Origin of the sequence: Streptomyces subrutilus (assembly GCF_008704535.1) — a bacterium.
GTDB lineage: Bacteria > Actinomycetota > Actinomycetes > Streptomycetales > Streptomycetaceae > Streptomyces > Streptomyces subrutilus.
The window spans coordinates 4,936,232-4,956,741 of sequence record NZ_CP023701.1 but is presented as its reverse complement, the minus strand read 5'-3'; the positions used below and the strand labels follow the sequence as shown (position 1 = coordinate 4,956,741).

Genomic DNA, 20,510 nt, shown 5'->3' with positions numbered 1-20,510 from the left:
GGCCGGCGCCCCCGCACCCCCGACCGGTCGGCCGGACCCCTCATCGGCAGTCGAACGCCCGTACTTTAGCCCTGTCTTGTCCGGATTTGTCGACGAGCTTGTAACACGGGTTATCGAGGCCATGGCCTGAGGGAACCTCAGCGTCATGAACCAGAACGCGCCCCTCCCCCTCGCCCACCTCACCGGCAGCCGCCCCCGCGTGCTGACCCTCGCCCAGCTGCGCGAGCACGGCGTCTGCGCCTCCGACGCCGCGGAGCGGCCCTGGCAGCAGGTGCTGCCCGGGGTGTTCCTGCTCCACTCCGGGCCCGCGACCAGCGAGGAGCGGCTGCACGCCGCGCTGCTGTACGCCGGCCGGCGCGGCGCCGACGGGGCCATGATCACCGGGCTGGCGGCGCTGGCGCTGTACCGGTTCGCCTCCGCGCCCGCGCTGCCCTCCGTCCCGCAGATCGACGTGCTCGTGCCGGCCACCCGCCGGCTGCGGTCCACCGGGGACGTGCGCTTCGTGCGCGCCCACACCCCGCCCCGGCCGCAGGAGGTCACCGGCCTCCCGGTGGCGCCGGTCGCGCGGGCCGTCGCGGACGCCGTGGCCCGGCTCTCGGACGCCGGTACGGTACGGCGGCTGCTCGGCGAGGCCGTCAGCGGCGGACACTGCGAACCGGCGGCCGTGGTGCGGGAGCTCACGGTGGGCCGGCTGCTGAACCGGCCGCACGTGGTCGACGCGGTGGAGTCGCTGCTGGCCGAGGGACGCGCCCTCGCCGAGGACCGGCTCTACCGGCTCGTCCGGGGCTTCGAGCTCCCCGAACCCGTCTGGAACGTGGACCTGCGGCTGCCCGGCGGCCCGCACCTGGGCGGGGTCGACGCCTTCTGGCCGGAGCAGGCCGTGGCCCTGGAGATCGACACCCGCGGCCCGCGCCGGGGCGGGGACGAGGAGTGGTCCGAGGGGGCCCGCAAGCGGGAGGTCCTGGAGCGGCTCGGGGTGACCGTCCTGCACGTCACCCCGCGCAAGCTGCGCGACTGGCCCGAACAGCAGGCCGCCGTGGTCCGCACCGCCCTGACGGCCGCCGCCGACCAGGAGCCCGCCGCCTACCTGGTGGTCCTCCCCCGGTGACCGGCCGGCGGCCCGCGCCGGTGCGCCGGCGCGGTCCCGTACCCTCGAAGGACCAGCGAGGCGGAGAAGGACGGCAGGTCATGACGGCGGCGGACCCACGACCCCTGACCGGGGAGCCGGTCGCCCTCGACCTGCTGAACACCCGCTGGACCGAGGACGGAGCACCCCGGGACCTCTTCGCGGGCGCGGCCGGGCTGAGCCGGGTCGAAGGGCTCGCCGTCTGGCTGCGCGGCGCCGGCCTCGCCGACCGGTTCCGCGCCGACGCCCCGACCCTCGTGCACCTGATGACCGCGCGCGCGGCCCTGGAGCGGGCGGTGGCCGCTCCCGCCGACGCGGGTGCGCGCGCCCTGGTCGACGCCGTCCTGGAGCACGGCCGCATCCGCGTCACCCTGGACGCCGAAGGCCCAGGCGAGCGCGCCGAGTTCGCCGATCCCGCCTGGGGTCCCGCCTGGACGGCCGCGCACGGCTACCTGGAGCTGCTGGGCGCGGCGGTCGGCCGCATCCGCACCTGCGCCGCCGGGGGCTGCGCGCTGCGGTGGTGGGACGCGACCGGCGAGGGCACCCGGCGCCGGTGCGCGACGGCCGCCTGCACCGACCGACCGAAAGTGATCTGACACTACGCGCGCACGCGCGAGCGCTGCGCGGACGGAATCTGTCACACCCCGAGCGCCGCGTGACCGCCCTCCCTCCCTGACGTGAGGTCAGGAAGTCTACAAATCTACTCTCCAGCCCCTGTGGTTCGCACCGGTACGCCCGGATACGGCCCGGCTGGCGCATACCCCGCGCTGGCGGGAGTCCGCCACGGCAGGTCTCGGTCAGTGACAAGACTCCCCAAAGAGCGGTCACGTGCGCAAAGCTGACCGGTCATCCGGCACCGAAATCCGGACCGTATCTTCCACATACCAGGGATGCTGATGACCCTCGAATCCCCCAGCTCCATATCCGGGGCCAGACGCGTGGCCCGTGTCGCGGCCGCCGCGGGCCTCGTGGCCGCGCTCTGCGCGACCGGAGCCATGCCCGCCTTCGCGGCGGGCACCGCGGACGGCCCCCGTGCCACCCCGCCGGTGAAGTCCGCCGAGGAGAAGCTCGGTTCCGCCGACGCGGAGCTGCTGCAGGAGGCCAAGGCCAAGGGTGACGCGACCGTCACCGTCATGGTCGCCACGGCGCCCGGCCAGACCAAGCAGGTGGCCGACCAGCTCGACGCCGTCCAGGGCGCCTCGGTGGGCCGGACGTACGACGACCTCGGCTACGTCCGCGCCACCCTGCCCACCGGCAAGGCCGACGCCGCGCTGAAGGCCGCCGCCAAGCTGTCCTCCGTGCACGGCATCGACCTGCGGCACGAGATCCAGCTGCCGGACCCGCGCCCCGACGCGGGCAGCGAGCCCTCCGCCGCCAAGAAGACCGCGGCCAAGACCTACGCGGCGCCGGACAAGAACACCCCGGCGAAGAACCCGTACAACCCGTCCTTCGAGACCGGTGCGGTGGACTTCGTCAAGCAGAACCCGAAGGCCGACGGCCGCGGCGTGACCATCGGCATCATGGACTCCGGCGTCGACCTCGGCCACCCGGCGCTCCAGAAGACCACCACCGGCGAGCGCAAGATCGTCGACTGGGTCACGGCGACCGACCCGATCACGGACAACGACGCGACCTGGCGCGCCCAGATCACCCCGGTCACCTCCACCGGCGGCACCTTCACCGCGGGCGGCCAGAGCTGGAAGGCCCCCGAGGGCACCTTCCAGTGGAGCCGCTTCAGCGAGTCGATCACCGCCACGGGCGACATGAAGGGCGACGTCAACCGGGACGGGGACACCACCGACCGGTTCGGCCTGCTCTACGACGTCGCCGCCGGCACCGTCCGCGTCGACACCGACCAGGACGGCGACTTCACGAACAACGAGCCGATGAAGCCGTACAAGGACGGCTACCAGATCGGCTACTTCGGCACGGACAACCCGGCGACCGAGGTCGCCGAGCGCATCCCGTTCGTGATCGAGATCCGCAAGGACGTCCCGATGGACCCGCTGGGCGGTGACTGGATCGGCAAGAAGGCCGACTTCGTCAACGTCGGCATCATCGAGTCCGAGCACGGCACGCACGTCGCCGGCATCACCGCCGCGAACAGCCTCTTCGGCGGCAAGATGAACGGCGAGGCGCCCGGCGCCAAGCTCGTCTCCTCGCGCGCCTGCAGCTGGAGCGGCGGCTGCACCAACATCGCGCTGACCGAGGGCATGATCGACCTCGTCGTCAACCGCGGCGTGGACATCGTCAACATGTCCATCGGCGGCCTCCCCGCGCTGAACGACGGCAACAACGCGCGCTCGGAGCTCTACAAGAACCTCATCGACACCTACGGCGTCCAGCTCGTCATCTCGGCGGGCAACGAGGGCCCCGGCGTCAACACCATCGGCGACCCCGGTCTCGCGGACAAGGTCATCTCCGTGGGCGCCGCGGTCTCGAAGGACACCTGGGCCGCCAACTACGGCTCCGAGGTCAGCAAGAAGTACAACATGTTCCCCTTCTCCTCGCGCGGTCCGCGTGAGGACGGCGGGTTCACGCCGACCATCACCGCCCCCGGTGCGGCTATCAACACCATCCAGACCTGGCTGCCGGGCGCGCCCGTGGCCGAGGCCGGATACACCCTGCCGGCCGGCTACGGCATGCTCCAGGGCACCTCGATGTCCTCACCGCAGGCGGCGGGCGCCAGCGCCCTGCTGATCTCGGCCGCGAAGCAGAACAACGTCAAGCTGGACCCGGCGGGCCTGCGCGTGGCCCTCACCAGCACCGCGAAGAAGATCGCCGACGTCCCGGCCCACGCCCAGGGCTCCGGTCTGATCGACGTCATCGGCGCGTGGGAGTCCATCCAGCGCGGCGCCAAGGCCAACGAGTTCGCCGTCAAGGCCCCGGTCGACACCGCGATCGACCAGTTCCTGAAGACCCCGGGCTTCGGCACCGGCCTCTACGACCGCGAGGGCGGCCTCAAGGTCGGCCAGAAGAAGGTCTACGACGTCGTCGTCACCCGCACCACGGGCGTCAAGTACGGCACGCGGCACGACCTGAGCTGGCGCAACAACGACGGCACCTTCAAGGTCGTCGGCGGCTACGACTACGTCACCCTGCCGCTGAACAAGCCCGTCACCATCAAGGTCGAGGCCAAGGCCACGTCGGCCGGCGTGCACAGCGGCATCCTGCAGCTGGACGACGAGACCACCGAGGGCATCGACAAGCAGGTCCTCGCGACGGTCGTCGCCGCGACCCCGCTGGCGAAGCCGTCCTTCACGCTGTCCGACACCTCCTCGGTGCAGCGCAACAGCCACAAGTCGTACTTCGTCACCGTCCCGCAGGGCGCCAAGACCCTTGAGGTCGCCCTCGGCGGTCTGAAGCCGGGCAGCCAGACCCGCTTCATCTCGATCCACCCGTACGGCCTGGGCGTCGAGGACAGCGCGACGACGCAGTGCTACCCGAACTACAACAACCCGGCGAACACCTGCCGCCCCGACCTGCGCTCCTACGCGGACCCGCAGCCGGGCGTCTGGGAGATCGAGGTCGAGTCGCGCCGTACGTCGCCGCTGCTCGACAACCCGTACAAGCTGGACGTCTCCGTGCTCGGCGCGGCCTTCGACCCCGCGGTCAAGGTCCTGCCCGAGGTCAAGCAGGGCACCCCGGCGCCGGTCCAGTGGACCGTCAAGAACGACGCGGCGGCCATCTCGGGCGGCAAGCTCAAGGGCGGCCCGCTCGGCTCCGCGAAGGTCGCCAAGCCGACCATCACCACCGGTCAGACCCAGACCAGCGAGGTCACGATCGGCGCGGGCGTCTCCCGTCTCGACATCGCGATCGGCAAGACGTCCGACACGGGCGCCGACCTCGACCTGGACGTGTACAAGGACGGCGTCAAGGTCGGCACCTCCGCCGACGGCGACTCCGAGGAGGCCGTGAGCCTGGTCAACCCGGCCGCGGGCACCTACACCATCCAGGTGCTGGGCTACGCGATCCCGTCCGGCTCCACCACGTACGACTACCGCGACGTGTACTTCTCGGCCGGACTGGGCTCGGTCCAGGTCGACGAGAACGCCGCGGTGAACCTCGCCAACGGCGCCACCGCGCAGGTTTCGGCGAACGTCCTGGTCAACAGCGCGGCCCCCGAGGGCCGGCAGTTCTTCGGCCAGGTCCAGCTGCTCAACGCCCGCGGCACCGCCGCCGGCACCGGCAGCGTGCAGATCGAGAAGGTCCTCCCGTGACCCGGTAGGGCCGGCAGGACACCGGAGGGGCGGCGCTCGCACGAGCACCGCCCCTCCGGGCTTTTCCCCCCTCGGGCTCCCCCGGCCCGTGGTTTCCCCGGGCCGGCTACCTGCCGAGCGACCGCAGCGACTGCGCGTACGTCCCGACCGTGTGGGCGATCACGTCCAGGTTGGTGTCGAAGGCCTTCAGGTCCACGTTCTTCAGGGTGTCGCCCGCCCCGTGGTAGTTCGGGTCGTACGGGGCTCCGGCCGTGCCGCCGTGGCGCGCGGCCTGTTCGGCGGTCTTGACGCCCTCGGCTCCGGTGAAGGTGCCGCCGGCCGGGATGCCGTTCGCGATGAACGGGCCGTAGTCGGAGCGGCCGTCGAAGTCGCTGCCCTCGTGCGGCGTGCGCCGCGCGTCGAGGAAGCCGTTGATCAGGGCCTCGATCCGGTCGGAGCCCGCCGGGCCCGCGCCCTCGCCCGTCGTGTCCGAGTCGTCGCCGTCGTAGACGAACTGCACCGGGTTGGGCGAGGCGATCATGTCGAAGTTCAGGTAGAGCGCGATGTCCTTCTTCTGCTTCTCGGACAGCTGCGCCACGTAGTGCTCGGAGCCCAGCAGGCCCAGCTCCTCCGCCGACCACCAGGCGAAGCGCACCTTGTTGGCGGGCCCCCTGCCCTTCTTGTTCGCGCCCTCGTCGGCGAGCTTCAGCGCCACCTCCAGCAGTCCGGCCGAGCCGGAGCCGTTGTCGTTGATCCCCGGGCCCTCGGGGACCGAGTCCAGGTGGGCGCCGACCGTCACGACGCGGTCCGCGCGGCCGCCGCGGGTCTCGGCGACCACGTTGCGGGTGGTCTTCTTCACGTGCTCCTGGTCCAGGTCCAGGCGCACCCGGACCTCGCCCGCGGCGGCGGCCGCCGCGAGCGCCTCGCCGTCGGCCAGGGTGATGCCCGCGCTCGGGACGAGCCCCTCGGACGGGGAGGAGAAGCCGCCGCGCACCGGGGTGGTGCCGCTGTGGTTGTAGACGATGACACCGGCGGCCCCCGCCTGCGCGGCGGCCTTCTGCTTCTCCGCGAAGGTGCAGGAGCCGCGCTTGACCAGGGCGATCTTCCCGGTGAAGGTGTCGGACGCGTAGTCGTCGGCGGAGCAGCCGGGGGTCTCGTCGACCCGGGCGAGGGCGAGCGGGGCGGTGAGGCCGCCGGCCGGGGTGGACGGGGTGAAGGTGAAGGCGGCGGTGGCCAGCTCGCGGCCGCTCGCGCCGAGGACGGTGGTCCGCTCGGTCCTGGTGTGCGCCTCGTAGATGTCGAAGTCCTGGTAGGAGACCGCGTACCCGGCCTTCTTCAGGGTGTCGTGGACGTAAGCGGCGGAGGCGGCGTGGCCCGGCGTGCCGGCGGCGCGGTTGCCGCCGTTGGCGTCGGCGATCTGCTGGAACCTGGCCAGGTGCCGGTAGGCGCCGCGGGCGGTGACCTCCTCCACCAGCTCCCGGGCGAGCCGGCCCTCGCGCTGCCCGTGGGCCTGCGCCGGGGCGGCGGCGAGCAGCAGGGGCGCGGCGACGGCGGCCGCCGCGAGGGCGGCGAGGGCCGGTATGGAGCGGCGGCGGTGGCGGGTGGCGGGCACGGTGGATCTCCCCGGGTCGGATGGGTCGGACGGTCGTCCTGCGGTCGGCCGTGTCCGGATAGCGGTCACGACCGACCGGACGCTAACCGGCTCCGACCAGGCAAAACGGACCTTCGAGGGGCGCGCAACGGGCCCGCCACGGAGTCGTCACACGGGTTCACATTCCAGACACCGTCCGTTCCTCGGACAATGGATTGGACAAGGCTCGTGGGGTCGAACGCATGATGGCTCCACGCGCGCCCGCGTCGTACGTATCGAAGGAGTCACCGTGAGGGTCGGAATCGTCGGAGCCACCGGACAGGTCGGCGGAGTCATGCGCGGCATCCTCGCCGAGCGGAAGTTCCCGGTGGACGAGCTGCGGCTGTTCGCGTCGGCCCGCTCCGCGGGCTCCACCCTCGCGTGGGAGGGCCGGGAGATCACCATCGAGGACGCCTCCACGGCGGACTACTCCGGTCTGGACATCGTGCTCTTCTCCGCGGGCGGCGCCACCTCCAAGGCCCTCGCCGAGAAGGTCGCCGCCCAGGGCGCGGTCGTGATCGACAACTCCTCGGCCTGGCGCCGCGACCCGGAGGTGCCCCTGGTGGTCTCGGAGGTCAACCCGCACGCGATCAAGGACCGTCCCAAGGGCATCATCGCGAACCCGAACTGCACCACCATGGCCGCGATGCCCGTGCTCCGCCCGCTGCACGACGAGGCGGGACTGACCGCGCTGGTCGCCACCACCTACCAGGCCGTGTCCGGCTCGGGCCTGGCGGGCGTCGCCGAGCTCGACGGCCAGGTCAGGGCCGTGGCCGACGCGGCCACCGCGCTGGTGCACGACGGCGCGGGCGTCGACTTCCCCGAGCCGGGCGTCTACAAGCGGCCCATCGCCTTCAACGTGCTGCCCCTCGCGGGTTCGCTCGTGGACGACGGCTCCTTCGAGACCGACGAGGAGCAGAAGCTCCGCAACGAGTCCCGCAAGATCCTGGAGATCCCGGAGCTCAAGGTCTCCGGCACCTGCGTGCGCGTGCCGGTCTTCTCCGGCCACTCCCTCCAGGTCAACGCCCGCTTCGCGCGCCCGATCAGCGTCGAGCGCGCCTACGAGCTGCTGAAGGACGCACCCGGCGTCGAGCTCTCGGAGATCCCCACCCCGCTGCAGGCCGCCGGCAAGGACGCCTCGTACGTCGGCCGCATCCGCGCGGACGAGACGGCGGAGAACGGCCTGGCGCTGTTCGTGTCCAACGACAACCTGCGCAAGGGCGCGGCGCTGAACGCGGTGCAGATCGCCGAGCTGGTGGCCGAGGAGCTGCGCGGCTGACCCGGCGGACCGGCGGGAGGGCGAGGGCGGGCGCCGTCGGCGCCCGCCCTCCGCACGTCCGCGGGGGCCGGGGAGGGGGTGCGGCCGGGCGGGGTGTTCGCCCGTGGATTACTCCGAAGCGGTGGCCCGGTGCGCGTGGAAGGATGGGCCGGAACGTCACCATCGAAGGAGATGAACGCGTGCCAGGCACGAATCTCACCCGTGAAGAGGCTCAGCAGCGGGCAAAGCTGCTCACCGTCGACTCCTACGAGATCGAACTCGATCTCAGCGGCGCGCAGGACGGGGGCACCTACCCGTCCGTGACCACCGTGCGCTTCCAGTCGGCGGAGGCCGGGGCCGAGACCTTCATCGACCTGGTCGCCCCGGCCGTGCACGAGGTCGTCCTCAACGGCCGCTCGCTCGACGTCGCCGCCGTCTTCCGGGACTCGCGGATCGCGCTGGCGCACCTGGCGGCGGGGGACAACGAGCTCCGCGTCGTCGCGGACTGCGCGTACACCAACACCGGCGAGGGCCTGCACCGCTTCGTCGACCCGGTCGACCAGCAGGCATACCTGTACACCCAGTTCGAGGTGCCGGACGCGCGGCGCGTCTTCGCCAGCTTCGAGCAGCCCGACCTGAAGGCGACGTTCCGGTTCACCGTGACCGCGCCCGAGGGCTGGACGGTCATCTCGAACTCGCCGACGCCGCAGCCGGCGGACCGGGTGTGGGCCTTCGAGCCGACCCCGCGGATCTCCTCGTACATCACCGCGCTGATCGTGGGCCCGTACCACGCGGTGCACAGCTCGTACGAGGGCAAGGACGGGCAGTCCGTGCCGCTCGGCATCTACTGCCGTCCCTCGCTCGCCGAGTTCCTCGACGCCGACGCGATCTTCGACGTGACGCGGCAGGGCTTCGACTGGTTCCAGGAGAAGTTCGACTACGCCTACCCGTTCGCCAAGTACGACCAGCTCTTCGTCCCGGAGTTCAACGCCGGCGCGATGGAGAACGCGGGCGCGGTCACCATCCGCGACCAGTACGTCTTCCGCTCGAAGGTGACGGACGCGGCGTACGAGGTGCGCGCCGAGACCATCCTGCACGAGCTCGCCCACATGTGGTTCGGCGACCTCGTCACCATGGAGTGGTGGAACGACCTGTGGCTGAACGAGTCGTTCGCCACCTACACCTCGATCGCCTGCCAGGCGGACGCCGAGGGCTCGAAGTGGCCGCACGCGTGGACCACCTTCGCCAACTCCATGAAGACGTGGGCGTACCGGCAGGACCAGCTGCCCTCCACGCACCCGATCATGGCGGACATCCGCGACCTGGACGACGTCCTGGTCAACTTCGACGGCATCACGTACGCCAAGGGCGCCTCGGTGCTCAAGCAGCTCGTGGCGTACGTCGGCACGGACGCCTTCTTCCAGGGCGTGCAGGCCTACTTCAAGGCGCACGCCTTCGGCAACACCCGCCTCTCCGACCTGCTCGGCTTCCTGGAGCAGACCTCGGGCCGCGACCTGGCCTCCTGGTCGAAGGCGTGGTTGGAGACGGCCGGCATCAACGTCCTGCGTCCGGAGATCGAGACGGACGAGCAGGGCGCCATCACCGCCTTCGCGGTCCGCCAGGAGGCCCCGGCCCTGCCCGCCGGCGCCAAGGGCGAGCCGACCCTGCGCCCGCACCGCATCGCCATCGGCCTGTACGAGCTCCGCGGCGGCCGCCTCGTGCGCACCGACCGGATCGAGCTGGACATCGACGGGGAGCTGACGGCGGTGCCGCAGCTCGTGGGCCGCGCCCGGCCGACCGTGGTGCTGCTCAACGACGACGACCTGTCGTACGCGAAGGTCCGCCTCGACGAGGTCTCCCTGGCGAACGTGACCGCGCACCTGGGCGACTTCACCGAGTCGCTGCCGCGCGCCCTGTGCTGGGCCTCGGCCTGGGACATGACCCGCGACGGCGAGCTCGCCACCCGCGACTACCTGGCACTGGTCCTCTCCGGGATCGGCAAGGAGTCCGACATCGGCGTCGTGCAGTCCCTGCACCGGCAGGTCAAGCTGGCCGTCGACCTGTACGCCGACCCGGCGTGGCGCGAGGAGGGGCTGGCCACCTGGACCGGCGCCGCCCTGGAGCACCTGCGGGCGGCCGAGCCGGGCGGCGACCACCAGCTGGCGTGGGCGCGGGCGTTCTCCGCCACGGCCCGCACCGAGGAGCAGCTGGCGTACCTGTCGGCGCTGCTGGACGGTTCCGCGCGGATCGAGGGGCTGGCCGTCGACACCGAGCTGCGGTGGGCGTTCCTGGAGCGGCTGGTCGCCACCGGCGTCGCCGACGACGCGGCCGTCGCGGCGGAACTGGAGCGGGACGCCACGGCGGCCGGCGAGCGGCACGCGGCGACCGCGCGGGCGGCGCGCCCGACGGCGGAGGCCAAGGCCGCGGCGTGGGCCTCGGTGGTGGACTCCGGCGACCTGCCGAACGCGGTGCAGGAGGCGGTGATCGGCGGGTTCGTCCAGACCGACCAGCGCGAGCTGCTGGCCCCGTACACCGCGCGGTACTTCGCGGCGGTCAAGGAGGTCTGGGAGACGCGCAGCCACGAGATCGCCCAGCAGGTGGCGGTGGGCCTGTACCCGGCCCTCCAGGTCTCGCAGGAGACCCTGGACGCGACGGACGCCTGGCTGGCCTCGGCCGAGCCGAACGCGGCCCTGCGCCGTCTGGTGTCGGAGTCCCGCGCGGGCGTCGAGCGCGCCCTGCGCGCCCAGGCGGCCGACGCGGCCGCGGCCCGGGTCTGACCACCACCCCGACGGGGGCGGGCCGGGTACGTCCCGGCCCGCCGCCGGCGGGCTCCGCCCCGCCCCGACGGCGGGGGCCGGGAGGGCGGTCACGGTTGGCGGGCGGCCGACCTGAGCGCCGCGAGGACGTGGGACACCGCCGGGGCCGCCTCGGCGCCGCGGCGCACCGCCGCCACGACCTGCCGGGTCGGGCGGTCCCGGGTCAGGACGCGGACGACGGGACCCGAGGCGCGGCTCGACACCATCCGGGGGACCAGGGCCACGCCCATCCCGGCGCCGACCATGGCGAGGATCGCCGTCCAGCCGGACGCCGAGTGCGCCTGCTCGGGGACGAAGCCCGCCGCCTCGCACGCGCTGCGGGTGATCTCGGACCAGGGGCCGCTGCCCCCGTAGATCCACGGGTCCCGGGACAGGTCCGCGAGCCGCAGGTCCGGCGCGTCCGCCAGTGGGTGCCCCGGGGGCAGCGCCACGTCCAGCGGGTCCTCCAGGAGGGTCAGCCGGGTGAAGCGGGCGTCGCGTTCGGTCGGCGCGTGGGCCGCCAGCGACAGCGCCAGGTCCACGACCCCGGCGGACAGCAGCTCGTAGGACTCGGCGGCCTCCGTCTCGCGGACCCGCACCACCACCCCGGGGTGGGCGTCGCGCAGCGCGGCCACGGCGGGGACCACCAGAGCCGGCACGGCGGTGGAGAAGGCGCCGATGCGCACCTCTCCCGCGTCCCCGGCGAGGTAGCCGGCCAGTTCCGCGTCGGCCCGCTCCAGCTCCGCGAAGACCGCTTCGGCGTGCCGCAGGACCAGGTGCGCGGCGTCGGTGAGCCGCACGCGCCGGCCCTGGGCCTCCAGCAGCGTCACCCCCAGTTGGCGCGCGAGGTTGGTCAGCTGCTGCGAAACGGCCGAGGGCGTCATGTGCAACGCCTCGGCCGCCTTGGTCACGGTCCCCTGTTCGGCCAGGGTCCGCAGGATCCGCAGCTTCTTGATGTCCCACTCGATCATGGGCTCGAACCTACCGGCGGGCACCGAGCCCGACGCCTCCCAGGATCAGCGCCATGCACAGCAGCTGGGCCGGTCCGGTGTGTTCGCCCAGCAGCAGGAAGCCGAGACCGGCCACGCACACCGGCTGGAGGTAGTAGACGACCCCGGCGCGGGCGGCGCCGATCAGGGAGATGGCCTTGTTCCAGGCGAAGAAGGCGACGGCCGAGGAGAGGACGCCGACGTACAGCAGCATGCCGACCGAGCCGGTGCTCGCGCGGAACCCGCCCTGGACGGCGAGGGAGACGGCGTAGGCGGGGGCCAGCATCAGCGCACCGAGCGCGAAGGTGGTGATCAGGAAGGCCAGTCCGCCGAGCTCGGCGGGCTTGCGCTTGAGCAGGGCGCTGTACGTGGCGAAGGAGAGGGCGGCGGCGAACATCCACAGGTCGCCGGCGCCGAAGTGGAAGCCGATGGAGCCGTCGCCGACCAGCAGCAGCACCCCGAAGGCGGCGAGCAGCATGCCGAAGGTGCGGCGGGCGCCGAGCCGTTCGCCGCCGAGGCGGGCGTAGAGCGCCATGATGACGGGCGAGGCCGCCATGATCATGCCCATGTTGGAGGCGGAGGTGGTCAGTCCGGCCTGGTGCACGAGCGTGTTGTAGAGGGTGACGCCGAACAGCGTGGCGACGGCGATGTAGCGGAAGTGTCGGCGGATCAGGGCCCGTTGGTGCCAGGCCTGGCGGGCCGCGAAGGGGGCGACGGCGACCAGGGCGATGATCCAGCGCCAGAACACGGCCTGGACCGGCGGGACGGTACCGGCCATCCCGCGGGTGGCGACGAAGCTGCCGGACCAGACGACCGTCGCGAGCAGGGCGAGGAGCAGTCCGGCGCCCAGCCCGGCGCCGGCCTTCCCTCCGGGGGCCGGGCCGGTGCCGCTCTGTTCGGCCTGCTCGATCTGCTCGGCCTGCTCGATCTGCTCGGCCTTGGCCTGCTCGGCCTGTGAAACGGTACGGGCGCGGTCCGTGACGGCCACTGGGTGTCTCCTCCTCGGGACGGTGCGGTTAGGGCGTGGCCCTACCGTCGCACCGCACCATCAGTCAGGTCCATCGAAATGTTTCGATCGGTCTTTTCAGTAGAACTGAACGTTTTGGCGGCCCGGGCCGCTGCCAGCTGGCCGGCCACCGTGGCCCCGAAGGCGATCGCCATCCCGAGCAGCTGCACGGGCGTCAGCGCCTGCCCGAGGACCGCCCAGCCGATGACGGCCGCGCTGAGCGGGGAGAGCGGGCCGAGGAGGGTGACCGAGGTGGCGGTGAGCTGCCCCATGCCGCGGAACCAGAGCCAGTACGCGATGCCGGTGTTGATCAGCATCATGTAGCCGTAGCCGAGGAGCGCGTTGCCGTCCAGGGCCGGCGGGGCGCCCTCGACCAGGGCGGCGACGGGGATGATGACCAGTCCGCCGGCGGTGAGCTGCCAACCGGTCACGGCCAGCGGACCGACGCCCTCGGGGCGGCCCCAGCGCTTGGTCATGACGGTGCCGGAGGCCATGGAGGCGGAGGAGACCACGCCGGCGACCACGCCGACGAGGTCGAGCCGGGCCTCGGCGGTGAGCACCACCATGCTGACGCCGAAGGCGCCCACGACCGCGGCCAGCACGGTGCGCAGGCTCGCCCGCTCTCCGAGGAGGAGGGCGGCCAGCCCGACGACGAAGAGCGGTCCGGCGGCGCCGAGCACCGCCGCGACCCCGCCGGGCAGCCGGTAGGCGGAGAGGAACAGCAGCGGGAAGAAGGCGCCGATGTTGAGGGTGCCGAGGACCGCGGACTTCCACCACCACGCGCCCCGGGGCAGGGTCCGGGCCAGGGCGGTCAGGAGCAGGCCCGCGGGCAGGGCGCGCATCACGCCGGTGAACAGCGGCCGGTCGGGCGGCAGGAGTTCGGTCGCCACGGCGTAGGTGGAACCCCAGGAGACGGGGGCGAGGGCGGTCAGGGCGACGGTCGCGAAACGCTTCACGGGAGGTGACTCCTAAGGGAGCGGGGCGAGGAGGGCGGAGTGCGCGGAATAGCTCGCTCGCAAGTAGCTTACTCGTAAGCTACTTTCCGTCAAGCAACTTTCTTGCGAACAACCAACCGGAAGCCGATACTTCGCTCATGACCGAGGCCAGCAAGGACGCCGTCGACGCGATCACCGCGCAGTGGTACGCCGTACGACCGGAACTGAACACCGACCCCATGGCCGTCTTCGGCCGCATCTTCCGGACGGCCAAGGCCGTCGGCGACGCGATGGAACGGGCCTACGGCCGCTACGGGCTCTCCCGCGGCGAGTTCGACGTCATCGGCACCCTGCGCCGCTCCGGCGCCCCGTACACGCTCTCGCCGCGCCAGCTGTCGGCCACGCTGATGCTCACCACGGGCGGCATGACCGGGCGCCTGGACAAGCTGGAGAAGGCCGGGCTGCTCACCCGCAGCCCCGATCCGCACGACCGGCGCGGCCTGCGGGTGGCCCTCACCGAGCGCGGCCTCGCCCTCGTCGACGAGGCCGTCGTCGCCGGGCTGGAGGTCCAGCGCACGGCCCTGGCGGGGCTGGAGCCCGAGGAGGTCGAGGTGCTCGGCGGGCTGCTGCGCAAGGTGCTGGCGGGCGCGCCCTGACACACGACGGGGCGCCGGGGGTGCGCACCGGCGCCGACTCGTGGTCGGCGGTGCGGACCCCCGGCGCCCCGGACGTCGATCCGTGCGCCGCCCCGGCGGGACGGCCCGTGTCGGGCGGTATCAGCCCTCGTGCGGCTTGCGCGACTTGTCGAGGACCATCACGAGGCCCGCGATGACCAGGAACAGCACGATCGGCGCGGCCACGAACAGGCCGAGCGTCTCGCCAATGCTCAGGCCCGGACCCGGGTCGTCACCGTCGTCGCGGGTCAGCGCGAGGGCGGGAGACGTCATCAGCAGCATCATCAGCGTCGTTCCGGCCGTGACGGCGCCGGCGCGCAGAGCGTTCTTCTTGTCCACGGTGCAAACGTAGCGAACACCTAAACAGCCCGCGCGCCCGGGGGTGCCGTACGAGGTCCGGCGCCCTCCCGCACCGCGCTCAGCAGGGCGTTCGCCCGGGGCGAGGCGGTGAGCTCCTCCAGGGTCAGCGGCCGGCCGGACGCATCGGCCAGCGGAAGCCGCCAATTGGGGTACTGGTCCCAGGTGCCCGGCAGGTTCTGCGGCCGCCGGTCGCCCACCGCGTCCGGCAGCCACACCCCCACCATGCGGGCGGGGGTGCGCAGCAGGAAGGCGTACAGGGCCTGTACGGCGGCCTCCTCGTCCTTGGTCTCCAGTCCGAGCCCGTCCAGCAGCTCCAGCCACTCGGCGGTGTCGGCGGCGTCCTCGGCCCGCTCCAGCTCGGCCGGGCGGGTGAGCAGGCCGAGCCGGTCGCGCAGCTCCACGTGGGCCCCGGCCAGCTTGGCGGCCGAGGGCGGCAGGTCGTGGGTGGTGGCGGTGGCCAGGCAGTCCGAGCGCCAGGCCTCCGGCGGCAGCGGCGCTCCCCCGCCCGCCCAGTCGCGCTCGAACCAGAGCACCGAGGTGCCGAGCACCCCGCGCCGGGACAGTGCCTGACGGACCCCCGGCTCCACCGTCCCGAGGTCCTCGCCGATGACCAGGGCCCCCGCCCGGTGGGCCTCCAGCACCAGCACGGCGAGCATCGCCTCGCCGTCGTACCCGACGTACGCGCCGTCGGCGGGCGGCATCCCCTCCGGGATCCACCAGAGCCGGAACAGGCCCATCACGTGGTCGATGCGCAGCGCGCCCGCGTACCGGAACACCCCGCGCAGCAGCCGGCGCAGCGGCGCGTACCCGGCCGCGGCCAGCCGGTCCGGGCGCCACGGCGGCAGCCCCCAGTCCTGGCCGCGGGCGTTGAACGCGTCCGGCGGCGCGCCGACCGAGACGTGCCGGGCGTGGAAGGGGCCGGTCAGCGCGTCGGAGCCGTCCGGGTGCACCCCGACCGCCAGGTCGTGCACGATGCCCACGGACATGCCCGCGTCCCGGGCGGCCCGCTGGGCGGCGGCGAGCTGGGTGTCCGTCAGCCACAGCAGCCAGCGGTGGAAGTCGCCGCGCTCGCGCGGCTCCTCGCCCGCGGCCGACGCGCACCAGGCGGCGTGGGTGTCCAGGGCCGGGCCCTGCTCGGCGCGGAACCGGCGGTAGGCGGCGGCCCGTTCCGGGGTCCGCGGGACGGCGTACAGCAGCTCCAGCGCCCGGCGCTTGAGCGCCCAGACGGCGTCGCGGTCGATGAGCGCGCCCTTCTCCAGCACCGAGCGGCGCAGCTGTGCGCCGCGGTCGGCGAGGTCGGCAAGCTCGGCGCGCGCCCGCGGGTCGGCGCAGTCGGCGAACTCGGGCACGTCCTCGACGCGCAGGTGGACCGGGTCCGGGAAGCGGCGCGAGGACGGCCGGTAGGGGGACGGGTCGGTGGGGGTGCCGGGCACGGCCGCGTGCAGCGGGTTGACCTGGACGAAGCCGGCGCCGTGGGTCTCGGCCGCCCAGCGGGCCAGGGCCGCGAGGTCGCCGAGGTCGCCCATGCCCCAGGAGCGCTCGGAGAGCAGCGAGTAGAGCTGGACGAGCAGCCCGTGCGTCCGGGCGGGGGCGGCCGGCGCCCGGTCCGGGGCCAGGATCAGCGTGGCCGCGGCGGTGCGGCCGTCCGGCAGGGTCGCGGTGATCCGGTGGACGCCCAGCGGCAGCCCCTCGGGCAGCGCCCCGGCCGGACCGGGCTCCCACTCGACGGCGGCCGCGGCCCCGTCGGCCGCCGCGGCCCCGGCGCCCTCGGCGCCCTCCGCTTCCTCCGGGTCCAGACGGACGCGGGTCCCCGGCGGCAGGGCGGCCAGCGCGACCGGCGGCGGTTCCCCGGCCCAGCCGACCAGGACGGGCGGCAGCGGCCGGGCCACGGCCTCCGCCTCTGCGGCGGCCAGCCGGGCCCGGACGTCGCCGGGGCCGTCGGTGGCCACCCCGAGCAGTCCGAGCACCGCCGCGACGGTGGCCGGCGGGACCGTGGCGGTGACGTCCGCGGCGGGCCGGTAGGCGGTGGCGATGCCGTGCAGTTCCGCGAGCCGGGACAGGTCGTCCATCGACGGGCACTCCTTCGTACGTGAGGGCGGGTCAGAAGGGTGGTGCAGAACACGGCGCGAACGTGGGGGCATCGCCGGGGAACACCGCAGCCATACCCATTCGAGGGCGTACGACCCCCCGGGGGCAGGCCGGCGCACCCGCGGGCCGGGGCGGCGGGCGGGTGCGGTGCGGAAGATCGGGACCGGGGGCGCCCTACGACGCCGCGGCCCCGATGCGCTCCAGGGCGTCCTCGGCCCCGTAGGGCTGGAGGTAGGGCATCCACCGGGGGTCGCGGTGGCCCGTGCCGATGATGCGCCAGGCCAGCCCGGAGGGCGGGGCCGGCTGGTGGCGCAGCCGCCAGCCGAGCTCCAGCAGGTGCCGGTCGGCCTTGACGTGGTTGCAGCGGCGGCACGCGGCGACGACGTTGTCCCAGGCGTGCTGGCCGCCCCGGCTGCGCGGGATGACGTGGTCGACGCTGGTGGCGACGGCCCCGCAGTACATGCAGCGGCCGCCGTCGCGGGCGAACAGGGCGCGCCGGGTGAGCGGAACGGGCCCCCGGTAGGGGACCCGCACGAAGCGCTTGAGCCGGACCACGCTGGGAGCGGGGACGGCCCTTGTCGCGCTGTGCAGATAGGCGCCGGATTCCTCCAGGGAGACCGCTTTGTTCTCCAGGACGAGGACGAGCGCGCGGCGGAGCGGTACGACGCCGAGCGGCTCGTACGACGCGTTGAGGACCAGGACGTGCGGCACGGACTGCCTCCTTGTACGCCGGCGGCGCGTGGCTCGCGCCGGGACGATCTGCTTTCCAGTCTCTCCTCATGGCTGGTCGGAACGCCACTACGCGCCCGTAACGGGTCCGGGGTGTTTTCGCCCACACGGTGGGTCCCGGGTGAGTCTGGTCTCTCCCCCGATCGGCGGGCCGGGTCGCCGGTCGGGCCCCGTTAGTGTGGTTGGTCTGCCCGCACCCCCCTCCGCGGGCAGGCCGCGATACCTGGAGGTTCCTGCCGTGCCCTGGCCCGCCGCCCTGCTGCCGCTCGCAGCAGACACCCCGGACACGTCCACGACGCTCAGGGAGACGCACCAGAGCGTCACCGAGGCCGCGAGCTTCATCGAGGAGAACTGGGCCGACTGGCTGTACCTGGGCCTGCGGATCCTCCTGATCATCGTCATCGCGGGCGTCCTGCGCTCGGTGGTCCGCAAGTCGCTGACCAAGCTGATAACCCGGATGAACCGCGGCGCCGAGGCCATGGAGGGCATGGCGCTGGGCGGGCTGCTGGTCAACGCGGAGCGGCGGCGCCAGCGGTCCGAGGCGATCGGGTCCGTGCTGCGCTCGGTGGCCTCGTTCCTGATCCTCGGCACGGCCGGGCTGATGGTGCTCGGCGCGCTCAAGATCAACCTGGGGCCGCTGCTGGCGAGCGCCGGCGTGGCCGGTGTCGCGATCGGCTTCGGCGCCCGGAACCTGGTGACGGACTTCCTCTCCGGCGTCTTCATGATCCTGGAGGACCAGTACGGCGTCGGGGACAAGATCGACGCGGGCGTGGCCTCCGGCGAGGTCATCGAGGTCGGGCTGCGCGTGACCAAGCTGCGCGGCGACAACGGCGAGATCTGGTACGTCCGCAACGGCGAGATCAAGCGGATCGGCAACCTCAGCCAGGGCTGGGCGACCGCCGGGGTCGACGTGCAGGTCAGGCCGACGGAGAGCCTGCCGCACCTGCGCGAGGTGATCCAGGAGGTCGCGGACGGCCTGGCCAAGGACAGCCCGTGGGACGAGCGGCTGTGGGGTCCGGTGGAGGTGCTGGGCCTGGACGAGGTGCTGCTCGCCTCGATGACCGTGAAGGTGTCGGCGAAGACGATGCCGGGGCAGCAGTTCGCGGTGGAGCGGGAGCTGCGCTGGCGGATCAAGGAGGCCTTCGACGCGGCGGGCATCCGCATCATCGGCGGCCTGCCGGAGGCGGGCGACGAGGAGGAGGCGGTCGATCCCTCGGCCTCGGTGGCCGCGCCGTCGGCGATGGCGAACCCGACCTCGCCGCAGTCGCTGGCCACCGCCCCGATACCGCAGCAGCCCGCGTCCGGCGGCCCGCGGATCACCAAGTAGGGACGCGCCGCCGGCGAGGCCGGCGGGAACCCGCCGCCGCACCCCCGCTGCCCCGCAGGTCGTTTCCTGCGGGGCAGCGCCATTGACACGGCTCCGACAGTGATAGGAAACTTACCTAACAGTTCACCTCGGTGAGGGAGAAATCCAGCCATGCCCGCCGCCACGCCCGGAACGCCCAGCCTCTTGCGCGCCATGAACGACCGGGCCGCGCTCGACCTGCTGCTGGCCCACGGCCCGCTCTCCCGCACCCGGATCGGACACCTGACCGGCCTGTCCAAGCCCACCGCCTCCCAGCTGCTGGCCCGGCTGGAGGCCGCCGGGCTGGTGGTGGCCACCGGCACCGACGGCGGCCGCCCCGGCCCCAGCGCCCAGCTGTACGCCGTCAACCCCCGGGCGGCGTACGCGGGCGGCGTGGACGTCACCCCGGGGCGGGTGCTGGCGGCCGTCGCGGACCTCACCGGCACGGTGGTCGGCAGCCACGAGGTGGCCTACGCCGAGGGCGCCGGGGCCGTCGACCAGGTCTGCGAGGCCCTCGGCGGAGCCGTCAAGGCCGCCGGGCTGCACCGCTCCGACCTGCACCGGGTGGTCATCGCCACCCCGGGCGCCTTCGACCCGCAGACCGGCCGGCTGCGCTACGCCAGCCACCTCCCCGGCTGGCACTCCCCCACCCTCCTCGACGAACTGGCGGCGGCCCTGCCCATGCCGGTCGAGTACGAGAACGACGTCAACCTCGCCGCGGTCGCCGAGCAGCGCCGCGGCGCGGCCCGCGGCCACGAGGACTTCGTGCTGCTGTGGAACGAGGAGGGGCTCGGCGCCGCCCTGGTGCTCGGGGGCCGGCTGCACCGCGGCTGGACCGGCGGCGCGGGCGAAGTGGGCTTCCTGCCCGTCCCCGGGCACCCGCTGGTCCGGCAGGTCACCCGGGCCAACTCCGGCGGCTACCAGGAACTGGCCGGTTTCCAGGTGCTGCCCGGGCTCGCCGCCGGTCTGGGCATCGACGTGCCCGCGCCGGCCGATGCCCCGGACGGACCGCACGGCGCGGAGGTGGCGGCCGCGGTCGCCCTGCTCGCCCGGGCCGCCGCCACGCCCGAAGGCCCGTACCTGGCCTTCCTCCAGTCCTACGCCACCGGGCTCGCGACCGGTCTGGCCTCGCTGGTCTCCGTACTGGACCCCGAGATCGTGGTCCTGTCCGGCGGCGTCATCGCGGCCGGCGGCGAACCGCTGCGCGCCCTGCTGGAGGCCGAGCTCGCCGAACTGGCCCCGTCCCGGCCCCGCCTGGTCGCCGGTCAGGTCACCGAACGGCCGGTCCTGCACGGCGCGCTGGAGAGCGCGCTGGCCGCCACCCGCGACGAGGTCTTCGACACCTCCCGCTGACCCGCACCGCACCCCACCCCGCC

The 20,510-nt window shown here is 73.5% G+C and carries 15 protein-coding genes; 8 read left to right on the top strand and 7 right to left on the bottom strand.

The window, feature by feature from the left end:
• Positions 1-145: 145 nt before the first annotated feature.
• The 3 genes from CP968_RS21825 to CP968_RS21815 all read left to right on the top strand — a co-directional run bounded on the left by CP968_RS21825 (position 146) and on the right by CP968_RS21815 (position 5,346).
• Positions 146-1,108: a hypothetical protein gene (locus CP968_RS21825; RefSeq protein ID WP_150519606.1), complete on the top strand. Its 963-nt coding sequence runs from the start codon at positions 146-148 to the stop codon at positions 1,106-1,108.
• A gap of 80 nt (positions 1,109-1,188) precedes the next feature.
• Entirely contained in the window at positions 1,189-1,722 is a 534-nt protein-coding gene (locus tag CP968_RS21820; RefSeq protein WP_150519605.1) for an ABATE domain-containing protein, read from the top strand.
• 300 nt (positions 1,723-2,022) lie between these two features.
• Positions 2,023-5,346 (top strand): S8 family serine peptidase, encoded by a 3,324-nt coding sequence (locus CP968_RS21815; protein WP_150519604.1) that lies wholly within the window; start codon positions 2,023-2,025, stop codon positions 5,344-5,346.
• A 106-nt stretch (positions 5,347-5,452) separates the two neighbouring features.
• On the opposite strand, the gene CP968_RS21810 is transcribed toward CP968_RS21815, so the two are convergent.
• Positions 5,453-6,937 (bottom strand): M28 family metallopeptidase, encoded by a 1,485-nt coding sequence (locus CP968_RS21810; RefSeq protein WP_150519603.1) that lies wholly within the window; start codon positions 6,935-6,937, stop codon positions 5,453-5,455.
• A 268-nt stretch (positions 6,938-7,205) separates the two neighbouring features.
• On the opposite strand from CP968_RS21810, the gene CP968_RS21805 reads away from it, so the two are divergent.
• Positions 7,206-8,234: an aspartate-semialdehyde dehydrogenase gene (locus CP968_RS21805; protein WP_150519602.1), complete on the top strand. Its 1,029-nt coding sequence runs from the start codon at positions 7,206-7,208 to the stop codon at positions 8,232-8,234.
• 179 nt (positions 8,235-8,413) lie between these two features.
• A complete protein-coding gene (gene pepN / locus CP968_RS21800; RefSeq protein WP_150519601.1) occupies positions 8,414-10,990 on the top strand; it encodes an aminopeptidase N in 2,577 nt (858 codons plus the stop codon).
• Positions 10,991-11,079: 89 nt separating this feature from the next.
• On the opposite strand, the gene CP968_RS21795 is transcribed toward pepN, so the two are convergent.
• The 3 genes from CP968_RS21795 to CP968_RS21785 are packed head-to-tail and all read right to left on the bottom strand — an operon-like array spanning position 11,080 to position 13,959.
• Positions 11,080-11,979 (bottom strand): LysR family transcriptional regulator, encoded by a 900-nt coding sequence (locus CP968_RS21795; RefSeq protein WP_150519600.1) that lies wholly within the window; start codon positions 11,977-11,979, stop codon positions 11,080-11,082.
• A gap of 10 nt (positions 11,980-11,989) precedes the next feature.
• Positions 11,990-12,985, bottom strand: a complete 996-nt coding sequence (locus CP968_RS21790; RefSeq protein ID WP_373304128.1) for a DMT family transporter — start codon at positions 12,983-12,985, stop codon at positions 11,990-11,992.
• Positions 12,986-13,026: 41 nt separating this feature from the next.
• The gene (locus CP968_RS21785) at positions 13,027-13,959 is read right to left on the bottom strand and encodes an EamA family transporter (RefSeq protein WP_150519599.1); all 933 of its coding nucleotides are present in this window, start codon (positions 13,957-13,959) and stop codon (positions 13,027-13,029) included.
• Between the two features lie 137 nt (positions 13,960-14,096).
• On the opposite strand from CP968_RS21785, the gene CP968_RS21780 reads away from it, so the two are divergent.
• Positions 14,097-14,594 carry a MarR family winged helix-turn-helix transcriptional regulator gene (locus tag CP968_RS21780; RefSeq protein WP_150519598.1) on the top strand — a complete coding sequence of 166 codons (498 nt, stop codon included), beginning with the start codon at positions 14,097-14,099 and terminating at the stop codon, positions 14,592-14,594.
• A 120-nt stretch (positions 14,595-14,714) separates the two neighbouring features.
• Here CP968_RS21780 and CP968_RS21775 read toward each other — a convergent pair whose 3' ends face one another.
• The 3 genes from CP968_RS21775 to CP968_RS21765 all read right to left on the bottom strand — a co-directional run bounded on the left by CP968_RS21775 (position 14,715) and on the right by CP968_RS21765 (position 17,771).
• Positions 14,715-14,951, bottom strand: coding sequence for a hypothetical protein (locus CP968_RS21775; RefSeq protein WP_150519597.1), 237 nt, complete (start codon positions 14,949-14,951; stop codon positions 14,715-14,717).
• Between the two features lie 20 nt (positions 14,952-14,971).
• The gene (locus CP968_RS21770) at positions 14,972-17,041 is read right to left on the bottom strand and encodes a 4-alpha-glucanotransferase (protein WP_229886869.1); all 2,070 of its coding nucleotides are present in this window, start codon (positions 17,039-17,041) and stop codon (positions 14,972-14,974) included.
• A gap of 193 nt (positions 17,042-17,234) precedes the next feature.
• A complete protein-coding gene (locus CP968_RS21765; protein WP_150519595.1) occupies positions 17,235-17,771 on the bottom strand; it encodes an HNH endonuclease in 537 nt (178 codons plus the stop codon).
• A gap of 256 nt (positions 17,772-18,027) precedes the next feature.
• Between CP968_RS21765 and CP968_RS21760 the strand changes: the two genes are divergently transcribed.
• A complete protein-coding gene (locus CP968_RS21760) occupies positions 18,028-19,116 on the top strand; it encodes a mechanosensitive ion channel family protein (RefSeq protein WP_150519594.1) in 1,089 nt (362 codons plus the stop codon).
• A 150-nt stretch (positions 19,117-19,266) separates the two neighbouring features.
• Positions 19,267-20,487, top strand: a complete 1,221-nt coding sequence (locus tag CP968_RS21755; protein ID WP_150519593.1) for an ROK family transcriptional regulator — start codon at positions 19,267-19,269, stop codon at positions 20,485-20,487.
• Positions 20,488-20,510 lie beyond the last annotated feature (23 nt).

Bases quoted from the DNA above. Each gene is read 5' to 3' on its own strand.
- CP968_RS21795 (WP_150519600.1), bottom strand. From the start codon at position 11,979: ATGATCGAGTGGGACATCAAGAAGCTGCGGATCCTGCGGACCCTGGCC.
- CP968_RS21825 (WP_150519606.1), top strand. From the start codon at position 146: ATGAACCAGAACGCGCCCCTCCCCCTCGCCCACCTCACCGGCAGCCGC.
- CP968_RS21770 (WP_229886869.1), bottom strand. From the start codon at position 17,041: ATGGACGACCTGTCCCGGCTCGCGGAACTGCACGGCATCGCCACCGCC.
- CP968_RS21820 (WP_150519605.1), top strand. From the start codon at position 1,189: ATGACGGCGGCGGACCCACGACCCCTGACCGGGGAGCCGGTCGCCCTC.
- CP968_RS21815 (WP_150519604.1), top strand. From the start codon at position 2,023: ATGACCCTCGAATCCCCCAGCTCCATATCCGGGGCCAGACGCGTGGCC.
- CP968_RS21780 (WP_150519598.1), top strand. From the start codon at position 14,097: ATGACCGAGGCCAGCAAGGACGCCGTCGACGCGATCACCGCGCAGTGG.
- CP968_RS21755 (WP_150519593.1), top strand. From the start codon at position 19,267: ATGCCCGCCGCCACGCCCGGAACGCCCAGCCTCTTGCGCGCCATGAAC.